Raw genomic sequence first — 25,313 nt, forward strand, 5'->3', positions numbered from 1 at the left:
GAACCGGCCGTGTCAGCGGGCCTCCAGCGGCAGCCGGACCAGCACCGTGGTACCACTGTCGCCGCCGGTCAGCTCGATGCTGCCGTTGTGCCGCTCCACCACAGCCCGGCTCAGGGTCAGACCCAGCCCACTGCCCGGCAACACTCGATCATGGCCGCGGCTTGTCCGATACCGGCCAGTGAAGAGCTGTTCCCGCTCGTCACGCGGCACGTCGGCGGCGGCGTCCGAGACGGCCAGCTCGGCAGCCCGGCCGGTGTGGCGCAGGGTCACTTCGACGTGCCCGCCGTCCGGGCTGTACCGGATCGCGCTGCCCAGCAGGTTCTCCACGATGTGCCGCAGCCGGTCCCGGTCACCGGGCACGATCAGCTCCCCGGGCAGGTCCGCGTCGATGATCACCGGGGCGGCGCCGATCGCCACCCGGGTGCGCTCCACCACGTCGCGGACCACAGCGGCCAGGTCCATCGGCGTACGGCGTACGTCAGCGTGCCCGGCGTCCAGCGCGGACAGCTCCAGCAGCTCGTTGATGATCTCGCGGAGGGTGAGGGCGTTGCGCTCCACCACGGCGATCAGTCGCGGACCCTCCCGCACCAGGGTCGCCTCGTCGGCCTCACGCAGCAGCTCGGTGTACGCGCTGATCGAGGTGAGCGGGGTGCGCAGCTCGTGCCCGATCAGCGCCAGGTACTCGTTCTTGCTGCGGACCAGCTGCCGCTGCAGGTTCTCGACCCGGCGCCGCTCGACGAACTGCCCGAGGTGCGCGGCGACACCGGACATCAGCGCGACCAGCTCGTCCTCGGGATCCTCGACCGCGTCGGCAAAAACGGTCAGCACGCCGATCGTCCCGGTCCCGTCGTGCACCGGGATGGCCAGCGCGGTGTGCAGGCGTTCGGCCGCGGTGTCCGGGGAGATCAGGCTTTGCGGGCGGCCCACGTCCCGGATCCACAGCGGCTTGTCGACCTGCCAGGAGCGGCCGGCCAGCCCCTGGCCGTACTCCAGTTCGTCCGGCACCGTGATCCCGGTCGGCCAGCCCGGCGTGCTCCAGCGCGCGACGGCCCGGACCACCTCGGCCGCCGTGTCGACCAGCCACAGTTCGGCGTGCACCCAGTCCAGGGTCGCGACCACCGCCTCGAGGACCCGCGGGCCGGCCGCCTCGATGCTCGGCGCCTCGGCGAGCGCCGTGGTGACCGCCAGCTCGCACGACCGGAAACGTTCAGCCCGCCGCTGCCGGGTGACGTCCTGCAGCGCCTGCACCGCCCCGACCACCCGCCCGTCCGGGCCGAGGATCGGCTGCGCGTCCATCAGGTAGTGCCGGGTCTTCTTGGTCCGCCCGGGCCGGACCACCGGCTCGTCCCGGAGCCGTTCACCGTTCAGCGCCCGGAACAAACCGGGCTCGCCCGGCAACGAACCAGGCTCGCCCGGCAACGGGTCGTCGGCGCGCATCCGGCGCATCCGCTCGTTCGCGAAGACCACCTTCCCGGCTACGTCACACGCGGTCACCCCGTCGTGCAGGCTGTCCAGCACCGCGTCCAGGAACCGGTGCTGCTGTTCCAGCTCGTGCCGGGCGAGTTGCTCGCCGATCAGCAGGGCGGCCACCTCGGCCGCCTCGGCCACCGCGGTGATCTGCTCCGGCGCCCATTCCCGGGGCCGCAGGTCGTAGGCGCAGCACACGCCGACCACCTGCCCGTGCCGGTCGTGCACCGGGTACCCCAGGTAGGCGCCGCCGTGTTTGCGGAGCACCCCGGGCGGGACCCGGTCGTCCGCTGTCGCGTCGTCGACGATGATCGCGCCGCTGCCGCGGACCACCATCCCGCCGAGTGAGCCGTCCAGCGGCATGTCGGCGATCGACTCCCAGTCCTCGGCGACGCCCCAACTGCCGTACAGGCGGAGCCGGTCGCTCTCGATGAACTGGATACAGGCGCTCGGGGTCTGCGCGCCCCGCGCGGTGAGCGCGGCGAGCTGGTCGGCGGTCCCGCTGGTCAGCACCCCGCGATGCAGTGCCGGGCGGGCGGCGGCTTCGGCCAGCACGTCCCGCAGCCGGTGTACTCCGCCGGGCACCTGCCAGCCGGCCGGCGCCCGCGGGTCGGTGGCGGCCGCCGACATGGTGTGCTCGTCGACGGCCGTCCCCCCGTACAGGTCGGCCGGGCGTGCGAGAGCTGCGGCTTCCGCCGCCCGCGCCCTTTCGGACCGTCCGGCCCCGTTGCCGGGGTCTTCTCGCCGCATGGCCGACCTCCAGGGCTAAGCCTAGAGGTGCGAAAAGGCTAAAACCGGCAATTCCCCGCGAGGTTCCTCCGCTCACTGTTTCCTTTGGTACGGCCGCCGCGCCGCGCGCACTCCCGACCGCGACGCGCCTTCCGCCCGCGGGCGCCCGCTCCCCCGGCGGGCGCGGTGGGGTTGCGGGGCGCTGGCGGTCACCCGTGCTCGCCAGGACGGGTGGGCGAGCGCTCGTGGTGGTGTGGCCGGCGCCGGTGGGTCAGGCGCGGGCGTAGCGGAGGTCGGTGATGGGGCGGCCGGCTTCGGTGCCGCGGCGTTCGAACTTTGTCTCCGGACGAGGGTGCGGTGTCGACGGGAGGCGGCGCAGGCCCGGGTCGGCGTTCAGGGTCTCGGCCATGGCCTCGGCGTATTCCGGCCAGTCGGTGGCGCAGTGCAGGACGCCGCCGGGGTGCAGGCGTTCGCGGAGCAGGGTGACGTTGCCGGGCTGGATCAGGCGGCGCTTGTGGTGGCGGGCCTTCGGCCACGGGTCGGGGAAGTAGACGTGCACGGCGTCCAGCGAAGCCGGCGCCAGGCGGTGGACGAGCTGCATGGCGTCGCCCTCGGCCACCCGGAGGTTGGTCAGCGAAAGCTCGCCGGCCAGCGCGAGGAGGTTGCCGAGGCCCGGGGTGTGCACCTCGACGGCCAGGTAGTTCCGCTCCGGGTCGGCAGCGGCCATCGCGGCCGTCGCGTCGCCCATCCCGAAACCGATCTCCAGGACGGTCGGGGCGTCCCGGCCGAAGAGCTCGGGAAGGTCGAGCGGGGTGCGGTCGCCGTCGAGCACGGTGAGGCCGAGAGTGGGCCAGAGGGCGGCGTGCGCGTCGGCGTGCCGGGAGCTCATCCGGCCACGGCGCGGGTGGAAGGTCCGGATCGGCCGGTCAGCGTCCGCGGGGACGGTCTCAGCTGCGGTTCCGGGCACGGCGGCGGTCTCAGTCATGGCAGCGCCCACGATACGGCGGCCCGCAGCCCCCGGCCAAAACAGCGAGCAGCCACCCAGCGTGGGGACTTTCGGCGCGCAGCGCGCCACAACTTCACACACTCGGGGCGGCACAGGCGAGCGTGGGGACTTTCGGCGCGCAGCGCACCACAACTTCACACACTCGCGGCGGCACAGGCGAGCGTGGGGACTTTTGGTGCGCAGCGCGCCACAACTTCACACGCTCGGGGCGGCATGACGGGCGGTGGGGCGTGGGTTCAGGGTTGGAGGGTGGGCTGGGAGCCGGGGTGGAGTGGGGTTCGGGTGCCGGTGGTGAGGTCCAGCAGGGTGATCCAGGAGCCGTTGCGGTAGCGGGCGGTGACCAGGGCGTGGGTAGGGTCGAGGTAGGCCGGTTCGCGGTCGAGGGTGGTGCCGATCGTGCGCTTGGCGCCGGTGCGCGGGTCGTATTCGACCACGTGCAGGGGTTCGTTCTGTGCGGTGGTCTCACCCTCCTGGTAGGCGGTGAAGGCCAGCCGGGCGCCGTCCGGGCGCCAGGCCGGCAGCACGGCGAAGCCACGGTTCTGCAGGCTGCCGCCGCCGTAGGCGGCCACCGTCCGTTCCGCGCCGGAGCTGATCGTGCCGATGCTCAGGCAGGCGTCGTAGATCGCGTCGCACTCGCCGCCGCGGAACGCGATCTGTTTGCCGTCCGGGGACCACGCCACCGCGTCGTCGGCCCGCAACCGATCAACCAGCGAAGCCGACGCCGCCGCCACGGAAGCCGTTGAGGCCGGGGCCGAGGAGACCGCCGAGATCGATGTCGTCTCGGGGAGGGGCTCGCTGCGGCAGTCGACGGGGAACAGGACTTCCGGCGGGCCGGTGGTGGCGGAGATGCGGTAGACGCCGGGGCCGCCGGTGCAGGAGAGGGAGGCGAAGGCCAGCCATTTGCCGTCCGGGGACCAGGACGGGGCGGCCGCCGGGCGGGTGGTCAGGCGACGGCGGGCGGTGCCGTCGGCTTTCATGGTCCAGAGCTGGCCGTCGCGGAGCACGGCGAGTTGCTTGCCGTCGGGTGACCAGCGCGGGCGGGCGTATCCGGCCCCGGTGGTGAGGCGCTTCTCGGCGGGACCGGCACTGACGTAGACGTCGCCGTCCCGTACGTACGAAATATGACGAACCAACGGCGGCGCGGCAGGGGCCGCAGGCGCGGCCGGGACCGGGAGTGCGGCGGAGGCCGGCGTCGGGCCGAGCATCAGCCCGATGAGAAAAGCTGCCGTCTTGATCATGGCTGACCGCCCCCCGATGGTCCCGCATGTACATCCAGTGACATCGTCGCAACCGATCTGCACCTAAGGAGTTCGGGCACCGGTTCGGCGCCCGAACTCCCCACGGCTCAGCTCGCCGGATGGACCACGGCGGCGGATCCGCTGCCGCGCCGGACCGGTTCGGCGACGGCCAGCTGGCCGCCGTGCCGGGTGAACTCGATCGCGGTGGCGGCGCCGATCTCCGGTGCGTCCGCGGCGAAGACGTGACCGCGAGCGGTCAGCTCCGGCCCGTACGTCGTATGGAACGCCGGCTCCGCCTGGATCCCGGCGGTGTTGCGCTGCGCGGCCCGCGGCGCGGCAACCGCCTGCGGCAGGGTCATCCCCAGTTCCAGCCGGTTGACCAGGATCTGCAGCACCGTGGTGATGATCGTCGAGCCGCCGGGCGCACCGGTGGCCAGGAACGGCTTGCCGTCCTTGAGCACGATCGTGGGCGACATCGAGCTGCGCGGGCGCTTGCCGGGGCCGGGCAGGTTCGGGTCGGGCGCGGTGCCCTGCGTGCCGGTGAAGTTGAAGTCGGTCAGCTCGTTGTTGAGCATGAACCCGCGACCGGGAACGACCATCCCGTTGCCGCCGAACTGCTCCAGCGTGAGCGTGTACTCGACCACGTTGCCCCACTTGTCGGCGACGGTGAGGTTGGTGGTGCTCATCCCGTTGTCCGGGGCGGCGGCCGCCGTCGCGGGAGTGCAGCCCGGTCCCGGCGCGACCGGCTTGGCCAGGGCCTTCTTCGGGTCGATCGCGCAGGCCCGGCCCTTCGCCCAGCGGTCCGAGATCAGATCCTTGAGTACGGACGGCGCGGTGTACGCCCCGACGTACCGCCCCCGGTCGGCGAAGGACAGTGCGGACGCCTCGAGGTAGTAGTGCAGCTTGTCGACGGTCGTCGCGGAGTCCAGCGGCGACGCCTCGAGGATGTTCAGCGCCTCACCGACGGCGGTGCCGCCACTGGACGGGGTGGACATCCCGTACACCGAAAGGCCCTTGAAATCGGACCTGGTGGGCGCCGGGTGCCGCACCTGATAGGCGGCCAGGTCCCGGGCGGTGAGCACGCCGGGCCGGATCGGGTACGCCCACGGCGACGTCGGGCTGGACGAGACGGCCGGTTGGGCGACCGTCCTCAGCAGATCCCGGCCGATCGCCCCGCGGTAGAACGCCCCGGTCCCCTGCCGGGCGATCTGCCGGTACGTGGCGGCCAGGTCCGGGTTCTTGATCGTGGTACCGATCGCGGGCGGCGCACCGCCGGGCAGGTACAGCGCCTTGCTCGCGTCGAACTGCCCGAACGCGGCCGCGTTCTCGGTGACCTGGCGGCGGAACTCGCCGTCGACGGTGTACCCGCGATCGGCCACCTCGGCGGCCGTGCTCAGCGCGCTGCCCAGCGGCCGGGTGCCCCACTGCTTCGCGGCGGACTCCCAGGTCGCCAGCGTGCCGGGCACTCCGACCGACAGGCCGCTGACCCGAGCCTCGTCGAACACGTACGGCAGCCCGGTGGCCGGGTTGACGAAGTACGTCGGCGTCATCGTCGCCGGGCCGGTCTCCCGCCCGTCGATGGTGTAGACCCGCTGCTTGCGGGCGTCGTAGTAGACGAAGAAGCCGCCGCCGCCGATCCCGGACGCGAACGGCTCGGTCACCCCGAGCGTGGCGGCGGCCGCGACCGCGGCGTCGACCGCGTTGCCGCCGCGGCGCAGCACCTCGAGACCGGCCGCGGTGGCGGTGGCGTCCACGGTGGCGATCGCGCCGCCGTACCCGGAAGCCGTCGAACCGGAGACTTGCTCAGCACCCGGATGTGCGTACGCGGGCGCTGTCAACCCGAGTGTGGTCAGCGAAACAGCTGCTAACGCGGAGATGAACCGCATCGGCCCTCCAGACAGGACAGTGTCGGTTGTCGATTCCTGCCTACCGCTGAAGACGGCCGGACACAACCGCTACAACGATCAGCCGACACCGAACGGCGCGGGTTCGACGGCGGGACAGGTGGTGCCGGGCGCCGGCGGGGTCAGGTCGACCAGGTAGCGCTCGACCGCGGCCTTGACGCAGGGGCTGTGCGAATACGCGATGTGGCCCCAGCCCTGATAGGTCAGCAGCCTGGCGTTCGGGCCGAGCTGGGCGGCGGTCTGCTGTGCCCAGACGTACCCGGTCGCCGGGTCGTGCCGCGCGTTGACCAGCAACATCGGCATCTTCGCCGGGGACAGCCGGCGCTGCGGGCTGGACGGCGGGACCGGCCAGCCGACGCACCCGGCCGCCGCCGACAGGGCCAGCGGGGACGCGCGGACCTGCGGCGCGATCACCGCGAGGGCGTCGAGGCGTTTCCGGTACGCGGTGAAGTCACCCACCGGCAGCGCCCAGTCCCCGCAGAACACCGCCGGGAAACTGTTCGGGGTCAGGTCGAGCGGCACGGCCGGGCGACGGGCGCGCCCGGTGGCCGCCGCGGGCACGGCCGCGTCCTTCAGGTAGTGCGCGAACGAGAACCACTGCGGATCGTAGAACGCGCTGAACGCCGCCGAGATCAGCTCCCAGACGCCGAGTTTGGCGGGCGGGTCGTACGGGTCCTCGAGCGTGCCGGCCTGCGCGCGGGCCAGCAGCGTGGCCCAGAGTTTCGGGATGTCCTGGCCGCGCAGCACGCACCGGGTGTCCCGGGCGCACCAGGCGACGAACTCGTTGAACGAGTCCTGCACCGCGGCGGTCTCCTGGGTGAGGAACGTGTCCACGTCGACGCTGTGGTCCATCACGCTGTCCAGCACCACCGCGCGCAGGGTGGCCGGGTGGGTCTCGCCGTAGAGCTCGCCGATCAGCGAGCCGTAGGACGCGCCGAAGATGCTGATCCTCGGTTCACCGAGCGCGCGCCGCAGCGCCTCGACATCGCGGATCACGCTGCCGGTGTCGGCGTGCTCGACGACCGGGCCGCTGCGGGTCGTGCAGTCGGCGGCCAGTTTCCGGTTGTAGGCGCCGAGCGCGGTGAACGCGGCCGCGTCGGCGACCAGCGGCGACGGTTTCGCGTCGACCAGGGCCTGCGAGCAGAGCACCGGGGCGCTGCGGCCCACCCCGCGCGGGTCGAGGCCGATGATGTCGAACCGTTTCCGCAGCTCCGGGGTGAAGAACTCGCCGTCGAGGGCCATGTTGACGGCCGAGCCGCCGGGCCCGCCCGGGTTGACGATCAGCACACCGATCCGGCGCGCCGGGTCCTCGGCCGGCCGCCGGGCCATCGACAGCTCGATCGACGTCCCGTACGGGTCGGCCCAGTTCGCCGGCACCCGCATGGTGCCGCACTGCACCTGCTCGTCCTCCGGACAGACCGCCCAGGTCACCGCCGGTCTCGTCTCGGCCCGGGCCGGGTCGCGCCCGAGGAGAGACGGCAGACACCCGAGAAGGGTGGTGAGGGTGAGGATCACGGCCGTGCCCGGCCGCCGGAAAGCTCGCAAAACCCAAATCTCCGCCCTGCGCGGTGGGACTCGACCACGCGGCACCATCTTGGGCCGCGCCCCTACAACGATTCCGCAGTTCGCCCGTTTTTGCGTCTTATGGGGCATTCTCTACCGGATGATCATGGCAGGGTTGAACGATGTCGACCGTCACGCGTCTCGCCATCGCGGCAGCCGGAGCCGCCCTGCTGACCGCCTGCTCCGCCGACGAGAGCGCCGCACCGCCGACCGTCGATCCAGTGCCGTCGATCTCGTCCCCCGTGGCCGAGTCGGCGGGCGCGGCAAAACCGAGCGGCAGCCCCGACCTGAGCGCCACCCCGCAGACCGTCGCCACCGGGATCGAGGTGCCGTGGGGGCTGGCCTTCCTGCCGGACGGCAGCGCACTGGTCGCCGAGCGGCAGACCGGCCACATCTTCCAGGTCCGGCCGGGCGCGGCGAAGAAGCAGGTCTACACGGTCCCGGGCGTCCAGCCGGGCGGCGAGGGCGGCCTGCTCGGCCTGGCCCTGTCCGGCGACTGGGTGTATGCGTACTTCACCGGCGCGGACGACAACCGGATCGTGCGCTTCACAATGACCGGCGGCGGCGACCCGGAAGTGATCTTCAAGGGGCTGGACCGCGGGTCGCGGCACAACGGCGGGCGGCTCGCGTTCGGGCCGGACGGGATGCTCTACGTGGGCACCGGTGACGCCGGCGAGGAGCCACAGGCCCAGGACCGGGACGACCCGAACGGCAAGATCCTGCGGCTGACACCGGAGGGCAAAGCCGCGCCCGGCAACCCGTGGCCGGGCTCACCGGTCTGGAGTCTGGGCCACCGCAACGTGCAGGGCTTGGCCTGGGACGCGCAGGGCCGGATGTACGGCATCGAGTTCGGCCAGGACACCTGGGACGAGGTGAACATCATCCAGCCCGGCAAGAACTACGGGTGGCCCGAGGTCGAGGGCAAGGCCGGCAACGCGAAGTTCACCGACCCGATCGTGCAGTGGCGCACCGACGAAGCGTCACCGAGCGGTGCGGCGGTCTCCGGCAGCACGTTGTACGTGGCCGCGCTGAAGGGCGAACGACTGTGGGCCGTCCCGCTCGGCGGCGGGACGGCTCAGGCGGAGTTGGACGGAGAATACGGGCGGCTCCGCACGGTCGCCGTGGCCGCCGATGGTTCGCTGTGGGTGACCACGTCGAACTCGGACGGCCGCGGCGACCCGCGTGACGGCGATGACCGGATCCTTCGCTTCCCGGCGCGGTGAACGTTTACCGCTTGGTGTTCGGCGGGAGCTGGGGCAGGGACGAGATGGCCGCGGCGTAGATGGCCATCTGCTTCGCGTTCGGCACCACGCCGAAGACCCGCAGTTGGTCCTGCAGAGCCTGCTTGACCTGGTCTTCGGTCTGACCACGGTGAGTCTGGGTCACCTTGTTCACGACGAAGTCGACACGGAGCTGCGCCTGCCACCCAACGGCACGCGTGCCGCCGGAGGCGAGGCTGCTGACTGAGGCGAGGGGTTCCATGCCCCCGGTATTCGGTCGCACAGGTACCTGTCTTAAAGGTATGAGGACCCTGTGCAACCAGACGGCTCCCGTCGAGCCCCCCGCCGTAGATCAGCTGTCGCGGTCGGACGATTCCCCGGCCGGTTCCTCCGCCACCGGCGGCGGCGGGTTCAGGCGCAGCCAGAGCAGCATGAGCAGGCCCAGCGCGAGCATGGCCAGGCCCATCCACAGGTTGATCCGGACGCCCTGCGCCTTCTCGATCTCGGCCGGGCTGTCGAAGATGCCGAGCGCGGTGACGATCACCCCGTAGACCACGAAGATCCCGCCGATGACCGCGCGAACGTCGAAGAGCCGATTCATCTTGACCTCACCAGAAGGGGATGTAGAGGAGGACGGCGAGCACGACCGCGATGGCGCCCAGCAGGACCGGGTTGCGCCACCAGACCTTGTCCGCGGAGACGATCACGTCGACTCCGGTGCTCGGCCCGGCCAGGCCGTAGACCAGGCCGCGCAGCTCGTCCTCGGGCTTGCTCCGGGTGAACAGGGTGACCACCACGGCCACCACCACGGCGGTGACGAACGCCGTGCCCGCGCCCCAGAAGCTCTCCTCCAGGTCGGAGTTGAACGCGAAGACGTCACCCAGGTAGCCCAGGTAGAGCGTCAGCGAGGCGAGGAAGCCGAGCACCAGCGAGTAGAAACCGGCCCACGGCGTCATCCGCTTCCAGAACATGCCGACGATGAACGTGGCGAACAGCGGCGCGTTGAACAGGCTGAACAGGGCCTGGATGTAGTTCATGATGTTGTCGAACCCGGCCGCGATGAACGCCGTGCCGATGCCGATCACCACGCCCACGATGGTCGCGATCCGGCCGACCTTCAGGTAGTGCTTGTCGTCCCGGTCCTTGCGGATGTACTGCTGCCAGATGTCGTACGTGAAAACGGTGTTGAATCCGCTCACGTTGGCCGCCATGCCGGCCATGAACGACGCCACCAGCCCGGTGACCGCCACGCCGAGCACGCCGTTCGGCAGCAGGTCGCGCATCAGCAACGGGATGGCGTTGTTGTAGGTGAGGTCGCCCTCCTCGGCACCCAGCCCCTGCACGGTGACCAGGGCGATCAGGCCGGGGATCACGGTGACCACCGGGATCAGCAGCTTCGGGAACGCGCCGATGATCGGGGTACGCCGGGCGGCGCTCATGTCCTTGGCGCTGAGTGCCCGCTGCACCTCGGCGAAGTTCGTCGTCCAGTACCCGAACGACAGCACGAACCCGAGTCCGAAGATGATCCCGATCCAGTTCGCGCCGAGCGGGTTGTCCGAGGTGGCCGTGTTGCTGAAGGTGTGCAACGCGGCGTCGCCCAGCTGGGTGTCCCGCACCTTCTCCACCAGGCCGTTCCAGCCACCGACCTTGACCAGGCCGATCACCGTGATCGGGATGAGGCCGGCCAGGATCACGAAGAACTGCAGCACCTCGTTGTAGATGGCCGAGGAGAGACCGCCGAGCGTGATGTACGACAGCACGATCGCCGCGCCGATCACGATGGACAGCCAGAGCGGCCAGCCGAGCAGGGCCTGCAGGATCAGGGCCAGCGCGTAGAGGTTGACGCCGGCGATCAGCACCTGGGCCACCGCGAAGCTGAGCGCGTTGAACAGGTGGGTCGGCCGGTTGAACCGCCGCCGGAGGAACTCCGGAACGCTGTGCACCTTGGAGCCGTAGTAGAAGGGCATCATCACGATGCCGAGGAAGACCATCGCCGGCACCGCGCCGACCCAGTAGTAGTGCAGGGTCATCAGGCCGTACTGCGCGCCGTTGGCGGCCATCCCGATGATCTCGAGGGCGCCGAGGTTGGCCGAGACGAAGGCCAAGCCGGTCACCCAGGCCGGCATCGACCGGCCGGAGAGAAAGAAGTCGGAGCTGCTGCGGATCGCCCGCCGGGCTGCGAACCCGACGCCCAGAACAGTGATGAAATAGATCGCGAGGATCAGATAGTCGACGAAATCAACGTCGAGCCGGAGTCCGCTCACGGGCTCACCTCCCAGGTTTCGGCCCGGGACTACCCCGATCGAGAATCTTTCACACTCGCCTGTTTCCGTTGTGTCACGAGGCGTTCAAGACCGTCCAGGATCCGCTCGAGTCCGAATCGGAACGCCTGGTCGTGACCGCCGCGCACGGCGATGTCGGCGAGCGCCGCGGAGATCGCCGGGAAGCGCGCGGCGTGCTCGGTGAGCGCGGCGAGCATCCCGCTCTCGCCGGGTTGCACCACGATGGAGCGGACGTGCCCGGCGACCACCGCGACCGCGTCCATCCGCTCGGCGCCGGTCAGCCCGTCGGGCAGCCGGGACAGCGCGGCCTCCATCCAGCCCAGCTCACGCGGGCCGACCGGCCGGCTGCCCGCTGACGCCTCCAGCGCCCACGGGTGAGCGACAAAAGCGGATATAAGGCTTTCTGCCCAGAGAGTCAGGGCCGCGCGCCAGTCCCCCGGCGGCAACTCGGGCGGGACCCCCAGGCCGCGCTCCAGCATCACTGCCACTAATTCCGATTTACCCGGCAAATACCTATAGAGCGCCATCTTGGTGTAGCCCAGATCGGCGGCGACCCGCTGCATCGACACGGCGGCCAGCCCTTCCGCGTCGGCCACCACGATCGCCACGTCTGCGATCGCATCGAGGGTCAGCGCCGGCTTCGGCCCCCGGCGACCCTCCACCCGCTCCTGCCACAGGAAATCCATCTTGCCCTCCACGCTAACTGCGTCTACCGTACACAGAAATAACTGAGTCCAATGGAAACAGTTTTGACGGAGGAGAACCACATGGATGTCCTGATCTCGGGCGCCGGTATCGCCGGCCCGGCGCTCGCCTACTGGCTGGGCCGTTCCGGGCACCGGCCGACGATCGTGGAGACCGCTCCGGGGCTGCGCACCGGCGGGCAGGCGGTCGACTTCCGCGGCCCGCTGCACATGGGTGTGCTCACCAGGATGGGCGTGCTCGACGCGCTGCGGGCGGTGCAGACCCGCGGCACCGCGATGCGGTTCGTCGACGAGCACGGCGCGAAGCTGATGGAGTGGCCGGCCGGGCTGGCCGGCGGCGACCTGGAGGTGCTCCGCGGCGACCTGTCCCGGATCCTCAGCGAGGCCGGAAACGGTCACACCACCTATCTGTTCGGCGACCGGATCACCGCGCTGGACGAGACCGCCGGCGGCGTCGACGTCACCTTCGCCTCCGGCCTGCGACGCCGGTTCGACCTGGTGGTCGGCGCCGACGGGGTGCACTCCGGCGTGCGGCGGCTGGCCTTCGGCCCGGAGGAGCAGTTCGTCAAGCACCTCGGTTACTACGTGGCCACCTGGCCGGTGCCGAACGAGTGGGAGCTGACCCGGGACAGCGTGCTGCACAACTCCCCCGGCCGGATGATCAGCGTCGGCGGCGACCATCGCGACCCGTCCCGGGCCGGCGTCTTCGCCGCGTTCGCCTCACCCGCCCTGCGCTACGACCGGCGCGACCCTGGCGCCGTCAAGGCGATCCTGCGCGACCGGTTCGCCGGCATGGGCTGGCTGGCCCCGCGCCTGCTGGCCGAACTCGATCACGTGGACGACGTCTACTTCGACCAGATCTGCCGGGTCGACACCCCGGACTGGACCCGTGGCCGGATCGCCCTGGTCGGCGACGCCGCCTGCGGCGCCACCATCGGCGGCCAGGGCAACGGCACCGCGATCGTCAGCGCCTACGTCCTGGCCGGCGAACTCGCCGCGGCCGGCAGCGACCACCGGATCGCGTTCCCCCGCTACGTCGACCGGATCGCCCGCTTCGCCCGCGGCACCCAGAAGGGCGGCGACACCACCGGCCGCTTCCTGGCCCCGAAAACCGACCGCGGCATCCGCGCCCGCAACTGGTTCAACAACCAGAACTGGTTCCTGACCATGACCTTCAAGATCGCCGCCGACCGCAGCACGAACCTGCGCCTTCCGGATTACCCCTTTTAGGGTACGAATACCGAGCGCCCCGCCGCAGGCTACAAGCCGAGTCCCGGGCCGGTCCCGCGCGACACCGCCCCACTCCCGGCCGCAGCGCGGCTCCCGGTCGTCGGCTGGCTCTCAGGGGTGTCTCCGCGCTGTCGACACACCCCTGGAAGCCAGCCGGGGAACGAAAGGCGGGGGTCGCGTTACACATCGGAACGACCGGGGGCATCTTTAACGGCGTGAATCCGCGCGCGCGCCCCGACTCCGATGACCGATGGCCGCTGAACAGCAACGCTGCGTATCGGCACCCGGGCCGGACGACCGTGACCCGCGCGTTCGACGTACCGACCGGCATCCGGTGGCCGGTGCAACAGCCCAGCGGCAACGCCCTGGCGAACCGGCCGCACCTGCGCCCGCCGGCACAGCCCGACGAGCGGGTGGTCGCGCCGGAGCACCTGAGCGTCCCGGGTTCCCGGTTCCGGGCCGGCCTTCGTCTCTCCGGCGAGCTGGCGATGACGTTCGTCCTGGTCGTCATGCTGTTCGTGGCCTACGAGGTGTTCGGTCACGCCGCCGCGGTGCAGGCCCGCTGACGTGACCCGATCCCGGCTGGTCCGCAGGGGTGTCTCCGTGCTCTCGAGACACCCCTGCGAACCAGCCGGCCACCGGGAGGCGCCCCGCGGCCTGAACTGAGAGCGGTGTCGCGCGAGGCAGCCACGGGACTCGGCTTGTAGCCTGCGGGCGGGCGCTCCGTATTCGTACCAAATGGGGTTCAGCGGAGAGCGGCCACCGCATCCACGGTGACCTCGGTGACGGCCTTGACAACCAGCGATGCCTGGGCGAGCGCGTCCGGAGCGGGCGGGTAGACGCCGTGCGGGACGGCGATCACCGCGAGCCCGGCGGACCCGGCCGAGCGCAGGCCGTTGCTGGAGTCCTCGACCGCGGCGCAGACCTCGGGAGTGAGGCCCAGCTCGGCGACGGCCTTGAGGTAGACGTCCGGCGCGGGCTTGCCCCGGGCGACCTCCTCGGTCGACAGGGTGAGCTCGAACGCGTCGGTCAGCCCGGCGGTGTCGAGGACCTGGTCGATCAGCAGGCGGGCGGACGAGCTGGCCAGCGCGAGCCGATAGCGGGCACCGAGCGCGCGGACCGTCTCGACCGAGCCGGGGATCAGCGGCAGGGACTCCTTGTAACGTTCCGCCATCTTGCCGAGCACGTCCGCGGCGACCTGCGCGGGCGGCAGCGGGACGCCGACCTCCTCGGCCAGGTGGGTGGACCATTCGACGGTGCTCATCCCCATCATCCGGTCCTGGCTGTCCGGGAGGAACTCGCGGCCGTGCCCGGCCACGTAGGCCCGGCGGACCTCCTCCCAGACCTCCTCGGTGTCGATGATCACGCCGTCCAGGTCGAAGACGATCGCCTCGATGCTCACAGTGCCTCCGCCGCCGGGATGATCTCGTCCCGGAAGATGTCGAATCGTTTGGTGTCCCAGGCGTCGCGGACGCCGCCGTGGGTGACAGTGATGCCCATCGCGGCGAACCGGCGCATGTCGTCGATGACCTCGCCGACCTTCTCGCCACGCTCGCCGATCGCGAAGCGGTGCAGCACCGTCTTCTCGATCTCGTCGTAGTCCCGGCCGACCGCGTCGCAGTGCCGCTTCAGCACGTCCAGCTTGTGCTGCAGCTCCGGGCCGGGGAACAGGTTGCAGGCGTCCGCGTACTTCGCGACCAGCAGCAACGTCTTCTTCTCGCCACCGCCACCGACCAGGATCGGCGGGCGCGGGCGGGACAGCGGCAGCGGCGAGTTCAGCGGCCGGCCGAGCCGGTAGTGCTGCCCGTCGAACGCGGACTCGTCGCCGTCGAACATCTGCCGGCAGATCTTCAGCGCCTCCTCGAGACGCTCGAAACGCTCCGCGGTCGGCGGGAACGGCAGGCCCAGCCCGGCCGACTCGTCGGCGTTCCAGGCCGCGCCGATGCCGAGGATGGCCCGGCCGCCGGAGAGCACGTCGAGCGTGGTCACCGCCTTGGCGAGCAGGCCCGGCTCGCGGTAGACCACGCCGGTGACCAGGGTCAGCAGCTTGGCCCGGCGGGTGTGCGCGGCCAGGAAACCCAGAGTCGTATAGGCCTCGAGCATCTCGTGCTCGGGCGGCCCGATCATCCCGATCTGCCAGAGGTGGTCCATCACGCTGATCCGCTCGAAACCCGCCTCGTCGGCGGCCGACGCGATCTCGGCGAGCGTCGTCCCGAGACGGGACGTGCCGTCCGGCCAGGTGAAGTTCGAGATGTGCAGTCCCAGTCGCATCACCGGACAAACCCTACTCTTCGTACGGACAGTGACGACGCCCGTCGGAGCGCCGAGTGAGCCGCGCAGATGATCACGATCCACCGTTCAGAGGGGTTGCGAGCAGGTTGCGGACCGGTAGCTTCGTCGGGAGCACTGCACCAGACCGGGGGAGCCAGTCACCCATGCCCGTCGTACCCCACCGCCCTTCGTCACCGTCCGTGAGCATCGTGATCCCGGCCGGGACGGCAGCCCTGCCGGTCCTGCTCGCCGCCCTGCCACCGGTCGCCGAAGTGATCGTGGTGGTCGGGCGGGACGACGACACCACCGCCACCGCGCCGCGCGCCGCCCGGGTGATCCGGCAGACCCGTACCGGCGTCGGCAACGCGCTGGCCTGCGGGGTCGCCGCCAGCACCGGCGACATCGTGATCACCCTGGCCGGGGACGGCTCGTGCGACCCGGCCGAGATCCCGCGGTACCTGCGCGCGCTGCAGGACGGCGCGGACGTGGCACAGGGCTCCCGGTTCCGGCTCGGCGGGCGCGACCTGTCCGGCGGGCGGGCGTCCCAGATGAGCGCCCGGGTGCTGCTCTGGTTCATGACCGTGCTGTTCGGCTGCCGGCGCACCGACCCCGGGTTCGGGTTCCGGGCGTTCTGGCGGGACGTGGCCGGGACGATCGGGCTGCCCCGGGTGGCCGGCGTCGACCCGGCACGCGGGGACGGCGCCGAGATCGAGGCGCTGCTGACCGTACGGGCCGGGGCGAACGGGCTGTTCGTGACGGAGGTGCCGGCGGTGGCGTACCCGCGTACCGCCCGGGCGGCGCGGGCCGGGCTGGTGCCGGCGGTGGCCGCGCTGGTCGCCGAGCGGCGCGAGCGTGGCCGGGTGGAGAAACCCGGGCAGGCGGACAGCATCGTGGTGATGACCGGGCAGGCGCTCGGACGGACCGGGACGGACGCGGCCGGGCTCGCGGCTCGCTGGCCGTCGGCCGATCCACGGACGGCCGCGGCTGATCACGAGCGGCTCGGGTTCGGCGCTGTCCCGCCGCCGGTCCAGGTCTCGCCGCCGGTCCAGCGGAGCGCGCCTCCCCTGCAGCGGACTTTGAGTGAGGCGACGACGGTGCGCCGCCGGTGGCGGGACAACCAGGGGACGGCGAACGGGCGTGAGGTGGGCGCCGGGCGGCGACGGCTCCAGGGGCGGCCGAACCTGCGCGTGATCAACGGCGAGGGGGGCGGGGGCGGGGGCCGTACCGGGCAGTTGCGGGCCGTGCCGCCGGTGGACCCGGACCGGTAGACGACGATCGCCGCCCGGCCTGAGGCCGGGCGGCGATCACCAGCAGAAACCTGATCAGCTCCGGTCGCGGAGGCGGGGCAGGATCTCGGCGGAGTAGAGGCGCAGGAAGCGCTCCTGGTCCGGCCCCGGCGCGTGGAACACCAGGTGTTTGAAGCCCATGTCGAGATACTCGACGACCTTGGCGGCGTGCTCCTCCGGGTCGGACGAGACGATCCACCGGGTCGCGGTCCGCTCGACCGGGAGCGCGTCGGCCAGCCGCTGCATCTCGACCGGGTCCTCGACGCCGGTCTTCTCCTCCGGCGACAACGCGAGCGCGCCCCAGTAGTGCGTGTCGTTGCGCGCCCGGTCCAGGTCGTCGTCGAAGGAGACCTTGACCTCGATCATCAGGTCCAGGTCGTCGATCTTGCGACCGGCCTTCTCGGCGCCCTCGGTGACGGCCGGCAGCAGCGTGTCGGTGTAGAGGCCGTGGCCCTTGCCGCTGGTGGTGATGAAGCCGTCGGCGATCCGGCCGGCCATCCGGGTCGCGGCCGGGCCGGACGCCCCGATGTAGATCGGAACCGGCGTCTCCGGCTTGTCGTAGATCGTGGCGTTCTCGGTGGAGAAGAACTGCCCCTCGTGCGTCACCCGGTCCTCGGCCCACAGCTTCTGGATCAGCAGCACGGCCTCCTTGAGCCGGGCGAACCGCTCCTTGCCGTCCGGCCACGCGATGCCCAGCGGCACCTCGTTGAGTGACTCACCGGAGCCGACACCGAGGATCGCCCGGCCCGGCGCGAGGCAGCCCAGGGTCGCGAAGGCCTGCGCGACCACAGCCGGGTGATAGCGGAACGTCGGCGTCAGCACGCTCGTGCCGACCAGGATCCGCTCGGTCCGCGCGGCGAGCGCACCGAGCCAGGGCAGCGCGGCCGGGGCATGTCCGCCGTCGTGGCGCCACGGTTGCAGGTGGTCGCTGACGAACACCGAGTCGAAGCCGAGCTCCTCCGCGAGGATGCCGTACCTGAGCAGTTCAGCCGGCGCGAACTGCTCCGCCGACGCCTTGTACCCGAACCGAATCATGAAACTCAGCCTAACCCGCGGCCCGGTACGCCTTACCCGCCTCGGTCGGGGTTGTCCCATCCCGATAAAGGCCGAAGTCCACGCTGTCGCCCACCGCCGGCAGCCCGAACCACGCGTACCGCTCGACGAACGACCGTTTCTCCAGCCCCGCCGTGGTGCCCTTGATGAACGTGACCTTCTGCGGGTCGGTCGGGTACTTCGGCGAACCGGAGAAGTTCATCAGGCCGTACTCGGTGATCCAGATCGGCTTGCCGTACCGCTCGTGCACCGCGTCGACGTAGCCGAGGAACTGGTTGACCGAGGCGGCGCTGAAGTCCGAGCCGTACCAGTGCAGCGCGATCGCGTCGACCCGCAGCCCCTTGTCCTTCGCACCCTTCATGAACCGGTCGAGCCACCCGCCCGCGGTGTCCCCGCCGAAAGCGACAGCCGGGCTGATCATGCGCATCCCGGTCGCCTCCAGCTGCGGCCACGCGGCCAGGGCGTCCTCGACACTCATGTCCGCCTGCCCGGGCATGTCCGGCTCGTTGAAGCCGAGCAGCACGTCACCCTCGGCCTTCGCCTGCTTCAGGGTCGCGCTGGTGACGTTCGCCTTGCCCCAGATCATCGGGACGAACTCGACGTCGGCCGGGCCGGGGATCTCGTCGTTCTGCGCCGCCCAGTCGTAATACCAGCCGGCGCCCACGTTCGACAGCGCCGCTTTCGCGCCGGTGAACTTCCAGACGCCGACGCCCTTCTTGGCCGAGACCGCTGCGGCCGGCACGGCAGGCTTCGGGGTCGGTTTTTTCGATTTTGTACGGGTGGGGCTCGGCGACGCGGACGACGGGGCGATCGACGGCGCCGCGCTGACGGTGGCCGGGGACGGCACCACGAGGGCCTGCGGGATCGCCGGTGTGGCCGGGTCGTTCTGCCCCTGCAGGACGTAGACGGCCGCGCCCGCGCCACCGACCACGCTCGCCGCCAGCGCGGTGACCAGCACCTTCTGCGCCACGCTGACACCGGCCTTGGCGGCCAGCTTGCCGAGAACGACCTTGCCGCCACCCACGACGGCCTTCGCTCCCCCGGCGGTGGTCAGCCCGGCGGTCAGCGCCGACGGCGGCACGATCAGGGCCAGACCGGCCAGCAGGCGTTCCGCCGCGACCAGGTCGTGCCAGGCCGGCGCGCAGTGCCGGCACTCCCGGGTGTGCCGGGCGATCCGTTTGCGCCAGAGCGCGTTCGGCCGGCGGTCCCACGGCTCGAGCAGCACGACCAGATCCGGGCAGACCGGGGTGTGGTGCAGCGCCCGGACCACCGCCCGGGCCGTCTCGAGCTGACCCTTCATCCGCTGGATGCGGACCGCGGCGTGCTGCCGGCCGAGACCGGTGCCGTCCACGATCTCGTCCCGGGTCAGCTCGCCGGAGGCCTCCAGCCACCAGAGCGAGAGCAGCTCCCGGTTCTCCTCGTCCAGCCAGCGGGTCGCCTCGGCGGTCTCCCGGCGCTGGCCGGAGAGCTCCAGCCGGGTGATCGCCAGGTCGGTGAAGTCGGCGCCCGGGTCGCGCAGGTCCGGATCGAGCAGGGCGTCCGGTGCGACCTGCCGGCTGCGGAACCGGTCCCGCACCTGGCGGACCGTGATCGCCACCAGCCAGGAGCGGAACGCCTCCGGCTCGCGCAGCTCACCGAGGTTCCGCAGGACCCGGATCATGGTCTCCTGCACCACGTCGTCGACGTCCGCGTGACCCTCCAGGGCCCGGCCCACGATGGTGTAGACGAGCGGGAGGTAACCGGCCACGAGCCGGTCGACCGCGGCCGGGTCGCCGGCTCGCGCGGCCAGCACGGTCGCGGTGTCGGGTTGGTTCGCCATCTTCCTGCCTTTCGTCCGGCGTGGGGGCGCCGGGAAGGGAGACGGGTGCAGGGGATCATGGATAACACGAATCGGGGACGTCATCTCCCTCACGGTTAGCCGGCTGATCGATCGGGAACGTTAATCGCCATGCGCATGTCCGTTCGGCTCAACCTTCCCCGCGAGGTGGACAGTGTCCCCGCCGTGCGCCGCCTGCTGCGGTGCGCGCTGACGACGCTCCGGGTGGACCGGCAGGCGGGCGCCGATCTGGAGATCGCCCTGACCGAGGCGTGCGCGAACGTGGTCCATCACGCGGACGGCGCGGAGGACTACCAGGTCCGGCTGGACGTCGGCGAGGCGCACTGCGCGATCGACGTGGTCGACAACGGCAGCGGCTTCGACCTGACCGACAAGCCGGCGCCCACCGCGACCAGCGAGCGCGGGCGGGGCCTGTTCCTGATCCGGGCCCTGGCCGAGAACGTGCGGATGCAGTCCAGCCCGCGCACCGGTTCATTGATCCACTTCGAGAAGTCCTTCGCCTGACATACCGCACGGCGTTGCCGCCGTGGCGGTCTGCCCGCACGCCTTTTATTTGCCGTATAACAAATATCGACTCAGGAGAGACCTTCTCGAGACACGCCCTGGAGAGGAGTACAGGTTGTCCGACAGACCGGCGCCCCTAGGCGCTCTGCTGCGCGCCGCGGCGCCCGACCGTCTGCCGGAGGTGGCCGCGGATCATCTGCGCCGCCACCTCGCGGCCGAGCAGGTGGAGGTGCTGGTCGCCGATCTGACGCTGCGAAGACTCGTGCCGCTGCTCGGCCCGACCGGCCCGGAGACCGACCCGGGTGCCATGCGCTGTCTGCACAGCCAGCGCTCCGGCACCGAGGTCGGCGTGACCGGCCGCACCCGGCTGCACCTGCCGCTGTCCTGCTGGGGCGAGCGGCTCGGGGTGCTCCAGGTGGTGCTGCCCGACCGGCCCGGCCCGGACCAGGCCGACCAACTGCGGCACCACGCGGACGAACTGGCGGTGGCCCTCCGCGCCGCCGACCGGATGACCGACCGATACCGCCAGGCCCAGCGCCTGCAGCGGCTCACCATGGCCGCCGAGCTGCAGTGGGACCTGCTGCCCGGCCGGTCCCTCGCCGACGAGCGCTTCCACCTCGCCGGCCAGCTGGAACCGGCCTACGACGTGCACGGCGACCACTACGACTGGGCGCTCAGCGGCGACCGGCTGACGCTGACCGTGCTCAACGGCGGCGGGGAGGGCATGGACGCCGCGATGCTCACCACCGTCGCGGTGAACGCGATGCGCAACGCCCGGCGCTGCGGCGCGGACATCGTCGAGCAGGCCGAGCTGGCCTCCGACGCGCTGCACGCCCGGTACGCCGGCGGCCGGCACGCGTCCGCCCTGCTGCTCGAGATCGACCTGGTCGGCGGCTGGGTGGATGCCGTCGACGCCGGCTCCCCGCACTGCCTGATCGGCCGGGGCAACGAGATCACCCAGGTCCGGCTGGAGCAGCAGCTGCCGCTCGGCATGTTCGGCGAGGCACGCTACGAGATCGAGCGCTTCCGGCTCGAACCCGGCGACCGGATGCTGGTGGTGAGTGACGGCGTGCACGCCGCGGCACCTGGCGGTGGCACCACGTTCGGGGAATCCGCCCTGTTCACGGCGTTGCGCGGGACTAGGTTGCAACCGGCCACCGAAGCGGTCGGTACGGTTATGCGAGGGCTGCGTGAGTTCCACGCCGGCGCCGAGCCGGAGGACGACGCGGTCACGGTCTGCTTGGATTGGCGGCGCTGACAGGTTTGCGCCGGCCCGGGCGGGGTACGGAGTAGGTCTTTGACAACGTGACTTCGCGACGGGGAACTCCATGGAGCACGCCACCGATGTCGCCGCGGCGATCGAGTCGTCGGTGGAAGCGCTGGTCGCTGTGCTGGAACGGGCACGACTGACGCACACTCCGGTGATCCCACCCGCTCAGCTGCGGGTGCTGACGATCGTCGCGGAGAACCGGCACACCAACATGAGCCGGCTCGCCGAGGCCCTCGACGTGGTGCCGTCCTCGGCCAGCCGGCTCTGTGACCGCCTCGAGGCCACCGGCCTGCTGCGCCGGGTCGCCGACCCGCGGGACCGTCGCGAGGTGCGCCTGCTGCTCACCGCCGCGTCCCGCCGGCTCCTCTCCGACCTGCGCGAGCGCCGGCGGGAGGCACTCGCCGGGGTGCTCGAGCGGATGCCGGCCCCGGCCCGTCAGGACCTGCTCCGGGCGCTGCGCGCGTTCGAGGCGGCCTCCGGCGATCTCGGCGCCGAAGCCCCGGCCGACGACGACCTGCGGACCGCCTAGTCTGTGACGATGCGCTTCGGCATCGTGATCCTTCCCGACCAGCGCTGGTCCGAGTCGAGCCGGCGTTGGCGCCTGGCCGAGGAGTACGGCTTCGACCACGCCTGGACCTACGACCACCTCGGCTGGCGTGACCTGGTCTCCGGACCCTGGTTCGACGCCGTGCCCACCCTGACCGCGGCCGCCATGGTCACCGAGCGGATCCGGCTCGGCACCTACGTCGCCTCGCCCAACTTCCGGCATCCGGTGCACTTCGCCCGCGAGGCGACCGCGCTCGACGACATCTCCGGCGGCCGGCTGCTGCTCGGCCTGGGCGCCGGTGGGATCGGCTTCGACTCCGCGGTGCTCGGCAACCCGGAGCTGAGCCCGCGCGAACGGGTCGACCGGTTCACCGAGTTCCTGGACCTGTTCGACACCATCCTGCGCTCGGAGTCCACCACGTGGTCCGGGTCGTACTTCTCGGCGGTCGACGCGCGCAGCACACCGGGACCCGTCCAGCAGCCCCGGCCGCCGTTCGTGATCGCCGCCAACGGCCCGCGCGCGCTGCGACTGGCCGCCAAGCACGGCGACGGCTGGGTCACCACCGGACCGCAGGCCGACACCGCCGACGAATGGTGGCAGGCGGTCGCCGAGATCCGGGACCGTTTCGAAAACACCCTGGCTGCGGCCGGGCGGCCCCCGGAATCGGTGGAACGTTACCTCAATCTGGACTCGTCACCGGTGTTCTCGTTGAGCAGTGTCGACGCGTTCCAGGACGCCACCGGCCGGGCCGCAGCGCTCGGATTCACCGATGTGATCACGCATTGGCCACGCCAGTCCAGTTGGTATGCGGGCGAAGAGAAGACACTGGAGGCGGTGGCCGCGGAGCTGCCGCGCCTGCGCGCGACTATTTGAAACCGTCCAATTCGGACGGGATGCCATTCCGCCGTGGCGGGGGTCAGCGGCCGTGTGCCGCCCGATAGGCGCTGCTGACCTCCTGCGGAATGCGGCCCCGCTCGGAGATTTTGTGGCCGTTGCTGATGGCCCACTCGCGGACCAGCCGGTTCTCGTCCCGGGAGCCGGCCGAACGCACCGGTGCGGCACCGCGGGCCGGGATGCGCCCCGCGGCGTTGCGACCCAGCCGCGTGCCCGCGTTGATGTACGGATCCAGAGCCTTGCGCAGCTTTCCGGCATTCGACTCGGAAAGGTCGATCGTGTAGCTGACTCCGTCGAGGCTGAACTCGACGGTGCGATCCGCCTTCTTGCCGTCCAGATCGTCGATCAGGGTGGTGATTACCTGCCGCGCCATAACGACTCCCGAAAGAATTTAATCGCCCGCGCACAGTCTGGCCCCCGAACCGCTTCCGGCGCAACTCCCCGGCGCGATCCGGCAATTCTTAGTTCCGGTCGACAGGTCCCTTATCAGAATGTGCTGAGGGTATTCGCACCGAATCCTGAGAAAGCCCGGTTGGCCTCCGGCCCGGAAGCCACGTTAGGGTCGGCGCCATGCAGGACGAGCATGCCGCCTGGCTGGCGCAGCACCGGCAAGCCGTGGCCGGCCGCGCCGCCGCGCTGGACGCCGGGCGCAGCGCCGAGGCCCGGCACGCCGCGACGCTCCTCGAGGGCTTCGTGCGCCGCGCCGCCGAGCGCGGGCTGGCGCCGCACCCGCTCAACGCGACCAGCTACGACGGCCGGTGGACGTACCGGACCCGGGTCCGCGGGTGGTACCTGAAGTCGAACCGGTCGGTCGCCGTCGGCGAGGACGCGGCGTACTACGTGCTCACCGTCCCGGCCTCGCTGCGCTCCCGGTTCGCCGGGGCCGACCTGTCGCCGAGCCTGCCCCGGCTGATCGTCGGCGCCGGTGGCGGCGACGGCGAGACGGTGCCGCTCGACCAGCTGCTGGACCGCCGGCTGGACGCGGGAGCGCTCTGGCCGTGACGGTTCCCCGCGCAGCAGCCGCCCTGTCGCTGATCGCCGCCCTCGTCGCCGTGCCGGTGAGCCCGGCACAGGCCGCCGAGATCCCCTGCCCCAAGCCGAAGATCGCCAAGCCCAGCGCACCGCCGCGCCCGGTCCCGCCGGCCGACGACCCGGTGGCGTCCCGGGTCGGTGGCGACGCTCTGGCCACCCACGGGCTGATCGTCCCGACCGGCGCGAAGCAGCCGCCGGCCGTCACCGCCACCACCTGGATCGTCGCCGACCTGGACACCGGTGAGGTGCTCGGCGCGTGCGGCCCGCACGTCTATCAGACCCCGGCCAGCGTGCAGAAGACACTGCTCGCGGCGACCGCGATCGACAAGCTCGACCCGAAGCAGAAGATCAAGGTGGTGCCGAGCGACCTCGACATCGAGGTGAACAGCTCGGCGGTCGGGATCGTGGTCGGCGGCACCTACCCGATCTCCACGCTCTGGCTCGGCCTGCTGCTCAACTCCGGCAACGACGCGGCCAACGCGCTGGCCCGGATGGCCGGTGGCGGCGGCGCCGACGGCGTGGCCACCACGGTCGCCGCGATGAACGCCAAGGCACGGGCGATCGGCGCGTTCCAGACGCACGCGGTCACCCCGTCCGGGCTGGACGGCAAGGGGCAGTTCACCAGTTCGTACGATCTCGCGCTGATCGCCCGGGTCTGCTTCGCCAACGCCGACTTCCGCAAGTACGTGCTGACCAAGAGCGCGCAGATGCCGGCGCAGAAGGCGCGCAAGGTCGGCGGGTTCCAGTTCCAGAACGAGAACAAGCTGATCTACAACTACCCGGGGGCGATGGGCGGCAAGACCGGGTTCACCACTGTCGCCCGGCACAGCTACGTGGGCGCGGCCCAGCGCGGCGGCCGGCGCCTGGTGGTCACCCTGCTCGGCGCCGAGGCCCACCCGATGCGCGGCTGGCAGCAGGGCGCGGCCCTGCTGGACTGGGGTTTCGCCCAGCCGAAGGGCACCTCGGTGGGTCACCTGGTGACCCCGGCGGAGGTGGCCGCGGCGGCGAGCAGCGCGACCGCGACCGCGGAGAAGGCCACCACCAGCCCGGCCGGTGCCGCGGCGGCGCCGGCCGGCGGCACCTCGCGCGGGCTCTCTGTGCTGGTGGCCGGCACGGTGGCCGTGGTGCTGGCCACCATCCCGCTCCTGCTGCTGATCGCCCAGCGCCGCCGCCGCTCCCGCACCGCCGCTCCCAGCGAGTCCTGACACCCTGCCGCGGCGCGAGGTCCCGGCTGGTTCTCAGGGGTGTCTCCGGGGCCCGGAGACACCCCTGAGGA

At 71.5% G+C, this 25,313-nt stretch carries 24 protein-coding genes; 10 read left to right on the forward strand and 14 right to left on the reverse strand.

From position 1 onward, the window contains the following. Positions 1-12 precede the first annotated feature (12 nt). The 5 genes from Apa02nite_RS41340 to Apa02nite_RS41360 all read right to left on the reverse strand — a co-directional run bounded on the left by Apa02nite_RS41340 (position 13) and on the right by Apa02nite_RS41360 (position 7,889). Positions 13-2,217, reverse strand: a complete 2,205-nt coding sequence (locus Apa02nite_RS41340) for a sensor histidine kinase (RefSeq protein WP_067692949.1) — start codon at positions 2,215-2,217, stop codon at positions 13-15. 250 nt (positions 2,218-2,467) lie between these two features. Next, positions 2,468-3,181, reverse strand: coding sequence for a tRNA (guanosine(46)-N7)-methyltransferase TrmB (gene trmB, locus Apa02nite_RS41345; RefSeq protein ID WP_203829937.1), 714 nt, complete (start codon positions 3,179-3,181; stop codon positions 2,468-2,470). A 257-nt stretch (positions 3,182-3,438) separates the two neighbouring features. Beyond that, the gene (locus Apa02nite_RS41350; protein WP_239164917.1) at positions 3,439-4,440 is read right to left on the reverse strand and encodes a TolB family protein; all 1,002 of its coding nucleotides are present in this window, start codon (positions 4,438-4,440) and stop codon (positions 3,439-3,441) included. 107 nt (positions 4,441-4,547) lie between these two features. Then, positions 4,548-6,326: a gamma-glutamyltransferase gene (ggt, locus tag Apa02nite_RS41355; protein WP_203829938.1), complete on the reverse strand. Its 1,779-nt coding sequence runs from the start codon at positions 6,324-6,326 to the stop codon at positions 4,548-4,550. Between the two features lie 78 nt (positions 6,327-6,404). After that, complete coding sequence (locus Apa02nite_RS41360) at positions 6,405-7,889, reverse strand: alpha/beta hydrolase (RefSeq protein ID WP_203829939.1); 1,485 nt, start codon at positions 7,887-7,889, stop codon at positions 6,405-6,407. Positions 7,890-8,029: 140 nt separating this feature from the next. On the opposite strand from Apa02nite_RS41360, the gene Apa02nite_RS41365 reads away from it, so the two are divergent. Next, on the forward strand, positions 8,030-9,130 hold the full coding sequence (locus Apa02nite_RS41365; RefSeq protein ID WP_203829940.1) for a PQQ-dependent sugar dehydrogenase: 1,101 nt from the start codon (positions 8,030-8,032) through the stop codon (positions 9,128-9,130). A gap of 4 nt (positions 9,131-9,134) precedes the next feature. Here Apa02nite_RS41365 and Apa02nite_RS41370 read toward each other — a convergent pair whose 3' ends face one another. From Apa02nite_RS41370 to Apa02nite_RS41385, 4 genes are all read right to left on the reverse strand, one after another. Next, positions 9,135-9,389 carry a hypothetical protein gene (locus tag Apa02nite_RS41370; protein ID WP_067692932.1) on the reverse strand — a complete coding sequence of 85 codons (255 nt, stop codon included), beginning with the start codon at positions 9,387-9,389 and terminating at the stop codon, positions 9,135-9,137. A gap of 90 nt (positions 9,390-9,479) precedes the next feature. Beyond that, on the reverse strand, positions 9,480-9,728 hold the full coding sequence (locus Apa02nite_RS41375) for a hypothetical protein (protein ID WP_067692927.1): 249 nt from the start codon (positions 9,726-9,728) through the stop codon (positions 9,480-9,482). A gap of 7 nt (positions 9,729-9,735) precedes the next feature. Next, positions 9,736-11,391 carry a sodium:solute symporter family protein gene (locus tag Apa02nite_RS41380; protein ID WP_203829941.1) on the reverse strand — a complete coding sequence of 552 codons (1,656 nt, stop codon included), beginning with the start codon at positions 11,389-11,391 and terminating at the stop codon, positions 9,736-9,738. A gap of 29 nt (positions 11,392-11,420) precedes the next feature. Beyond that, a complete protein-coding gene (locus Apa02nite_RS41385) occupies positions 11,421-12,095 on the reverse strand; it encodes a TetR/AcrR family transcriptional regulator (protein WP_203829942.1) in 675 nt (224 codons plus the stop codon). 81 nt (positions 12,096-12,176) lie between these two features. On the opposite strand from Apa02nite_RS41385, the gene Apa02nite_RS41390 reads away from it, so the two are divergent. Both Apa02nite_RS41390 and Apa02nite_RS41395 read left to right on the forward strand, forming a co-directional pair. Then, positions 12,177-13,343 (forward strand): FAD-dependent monooxygenase, encoded by a 1,167-nt coding sequence (locus Apa02nite_RS41390; protein WP_203829943.1) that lies wholly within the window; start codon positions 12,177-12,179, stop codon positions 13,341-13,343. A gap of 215 nt (positions 13,344-13,558) precedes the next feature. Then, positions 13,559-13,909, forward strand: a complete 351-nt coding sequence (locus Apa02nite_RS41395) for a hypothetical protein (RefSeq protein WP_203829944.1) — start codon at positions 13,559-13,561, stop codon at positions 13,907-13,909. A 179-nt stretch (positions 13,910-14,088) separates the two neighbouring features. Here the strand turns inward: Apa02nite_RS41395 and Apa02nite_RS41400 are convergent, their stop codons facing one another. Further along, complete coding sequence (locus tag Apa02nite_RS41400) at positions 14,089-14,745, reverse strand: HAD family hydrolase (protein WP_203829945.1); 657 nt, start codon at positions 14,743-14,745, stop codon at positions 14,089-14,091. Further along, the gene (locus tag Apa02nite_RS41405; protein WP_203829962.1) at positions 14,742-15,614 is read right to left on the reverse strand and encodes an LLM class F420-dependent oxidoreductase; all 873 of its coding nucleotides are present in this window, start codon (positions 15,612-15,614) and stop codon (positions 14,742-14,744) included. The genes Apa02nite_RS41400 and Apa02nite_RS41405 overlap by 4 nt, the downstream gene beginning before the upstream one ends. A 200-nt stretch (positions 15,615-15,814) precedes the next feature. Between Apa02nite_RS41405 and Apa02nite_RS41410 the strand changes: the two genes are divergently transcribed. After that, a complete protein-coding gene (locus Apa02nite_RS41410) occupies positions 15,815-16,882 on the forward strand; it encodes a glycosyltransferase family 2 protein (RefSeq protein WP_203829946.1) in 1,068 nt (355 codons plus the stop codon). A gap of 54 nt (positions 16,883-16,936) precedes the next feature. Here Apa02nite_RS41410 and fgd read toward each other — a convergent pair whose 3' ends face one another. After that, a complete protein-coding gene (gene fgd / locus Apa02nite_RS41415; RefSeq protein ID WP_203829947.1) occupies positions 16,937-17,935 on the reverse strand; it encodes a glucose-6-phosphate dehydrogenase (coenzyme-F420) in 999 nt (332 codons plus the stop codon). A 10-nt stretch (positions 17,936-17,945) separates the two neighbouring features. Further along, positions 17,946-19,772 (reverse strand): sigma-70 family RNA polymerase sigma factor, encoded by a 1,827-nt coding sequence (locus tag Apa02nite_RS41420; RefSeq protein ID WP_203829948.1) that lies wholly within the window; start codon positions 19,770-19,772, stop codon positions 17,946-17,948. Positions 19,773-19,901: 129 nt separating this feature from the next. On the opposite strand from Apa02nite_RS41420, the gene Apa02nite_RS41425 reads away from it, so the two are divergent. From Apa02nite_RS41425 to Apa02nite_RS41440, 4 genes are all read left to right on the forward strand, one after another. Then, positions 19,902-20,294, forward strand: a complete 393-nt coding sequence (locus Apa02nite_RS41425; protein WP_203829949.1) for an ATP-binding protein — start codon at positions 19,902-19,904, stop codon at positions 20,292-20,294. A 115-nt stretch (positions 20,295-20,409) separates the two neighbouring features. Then, positions 20,410-21,552 carry a PP2C family protein-serine/threonine phosphatase gene (locus tag Apa02nite_RS41430; protein WP_203829950.1) on the forward strand — a complete coding sequence of 381 codons (1,143 nt, stop codon included), beginning with the start codon at positions 20,410-20,412 and terminating at the stop codon, positions 21,550-21,552. A gap of 70 nt (positions 21,553-21,622) precedes the next feature. After that, positions 21,623-22,093, forward strand: coding sequence for a MarR family winged helix-turn-helix transcriptional regulator (locus Apa02nite_RS41435; protein ID WP_203829951.1), 471 nt, complete (start codon positions 21,623-21,625; stop codon positions 22,091-22,093). A 9-nt stretch (positions 22,094-22,102) separates the two neighbouring features. Continuing rightward, positions 22,103-22,984: an LLM class flavin-dependent oxidoreductase gene (locus Apa02nite_RS41440; RefSeq protein ID WP_203829952.1), complete on the forward strand. Its 882-nt coding sequence runs from the start codon at positions 22,103-22,105 to the stop codon at positions 22,982-22,984. A gap of 43 nt (positions 22,985-23,027) precedes the next feature. Here Apa02nite_RS41440 and Apa02nite_RS41445 read toward each other — a convergent pair whose 3' ends face one another. Beyond that, the gene (locus Apa02nite_RS41445; RefSeq protein ID WP_067692891.1) at positions 23,028-23,378 is read right to left on the reverse strand and encodes a histone-like nucleoid-structuring protein Lsr2; all 351 of its coding nucleotides are present in this window, start codon (positions 23,376-23,378) and stop codon (positions 23,028-23,030) included. Positions 23,379-23,575: 197 nt separating this feature from the next. Here Apa02nite_RS41445 and Apa02nite_RS41450 point away from each other — a divergent pair, with 197 nt between their 5' ends. Beyond that, positions 23,576-24,007 (forward strand): hypothetical protein, encoded by a 432-nt coding sequence (locus Apa02nite_RS41450; RefSeq protein ID WP_203829953.1) that lies wholly within the window; start codon positions 23,576-23,578, stop codon positions 24,005-24,007. Continuing rightward, positions 23,998-25,242, forward strand: a complete 1,245-nt coding sequence (locus Apa02nite_RS41455) for a D-alanyl-D-alanine carboxypeptidase family protein (protein ID WP_203829963.1) — start codon at positions 23,998-24,000, stop codon at positions 25,240-25,242. The genes Apa02nite_RS41450 and Apa02nite_RS41455 overlap by 10 nt, the downstream gene beginning before the upstream one ends. Positions 25,243-25,313: the final 71 nt, after the last annotated feature.

Origin of the sequence: Actinoplanes palleronii, assembly GCF_016862315.1 — a bacterium.
GTDB classification, from domain to species: Bacteria; Actinomycetota; Actinomycetes; order Mycobacteriales; family Micromonosporaceae; genus Actinoplanes; species Actinoplanes palleronii.

What these genes read in the sequence shown, in the direction of transcription:
- Apa02nite_RS41370 (WP_067692932.1), bottom strand. Translation starts at nt 9,389, where the DNA reads ATGGAACCCCTCGCCTCAGTCAGCAGCCTCGCCTCCGGCGGCACGCGT.
- Apa02nite_RS41375 (WP_067692927.1), bottom strand. Translation starts at nt 9,728, where the DNA reads ATGAATCGGCTCTTCGACGTTCGCGCGGTCATCGGCGGGATCTTCGTG.
- trmB (WP_203829937.1), bottom strand. Translation starts at nt 3,181, where the DNA reads ATGACTGAGACCGCCGCCGTGCCCGGAACCGCAGCTGAGACCGTCCCC.
- Apa02nite_RS41440 (WP_203829952.1), top strand. Translation starts at nt 22,103, where the DNA reads ATGCGCTTCGGCATCGTGATCCTTCCCGACCAGCGCTGGTCCGAGTCG.
- Apa02nite_RS41420 (WP_203829948.1), bottom strand. Translation starts at nt 19,772, where the DNA reads ATGGCGAACCAACCCGACACCGCGACCGTGCTGGCCGCGCGAGCCGGC.
- Apa02nite_RS41365 (WP_203829940.1), top strand. Translation starts at nt 8,030, where the DNA reads ATGTCGACCGTCACGCGTCTCGCCATCGCGGCAGCCGGAGCCGCCCTG.
- Apa02nite_RS41405 (WP_203829962.1), bottom strand. Translation starts at nt 15,614, where the DNA reads ATGCGACTGGGACTGCACATCTCGAACTTCACCTGGCCGGACGGCACG.
- Apa02nite_RS41435 (WP_203829951.1), top strand. Translation starts at nt 21,623, where the DNA reads ATGGAGCACGCCACCGATGTCGCCGCGGCGATCGAGTCGTCGGTGGAA.
- Apa02nite_RS41450 (WP_203829953.1), top strand. Translation starts at nt 23,576, where the DNA reads ATGCAGGACGAGCATGCCGCCTGGCTGGCGCAGCACCGGCAAGCCGTG.
- Apa02nite_RS41350 (WP_239164917.1), bottom strand. Translation starts at nt 4,440, where the DNA reads ATGATCAAGACGGCAGCTTTTCTCATCGGGCTGATGCTCGGCCCGACG.
- Apa02nite_RS41385 (WP_203829942.1), bottom strand. Translation starts at nt 12,095, where the DNA reads ATGGATTTCCTGTGGCAGGAGCGGGTGGAGGGTCGCCGGGGGCCGAAG.
- Apa02nite_RS41445 (WP_067692891.1), bottom strand. Translation starts at nt 23,378, where the DNA reads ATGGCGCGGCAGGTAATCACCACCCTGATCGACGATCTGGACGGCAAG.
- ggt (WP_203829938.1), bottom strand. Translation starts at nt 6,326, where the DNA reads ATGCGGTTCATCTCCGCGTTAGCAGCTGTTTCGCTGACCACACTCGGG.
- Apa02nite_RS41425 (WP_203829949.1), top strand. Translation starts at nt 19,902, where the DNA reads ATGCGCATGTCCGTTCGGCTCAACCTTCCCCGCGAGGTGGACAGTGTC.
- Apa02nite_RS41340 (WP_067692949.1), bottom strand. Translation starts at nt 2,217, where the DNA reads ATGCGGCGAGAAGACCCCGGCAACGGGGCCGGACGGTCCGAAAGGGCG.
- Apa02nite_RS41390 (WP_203829943.1), top strand. Translation starts at nt 12,177, where the DNA reads ATGGATGTCCTGATCTCGGGCGCCGGTATCGCCGGCCCGGCGCTCGCC.
- fgd (WP_203829947.1), bottom strand. Translation starts at nt 17,935, where the DNA reads ATGATTCGGTTCGGGTACAAGGCGTCGGCGGAGCAGTTCGCGCCGGCT.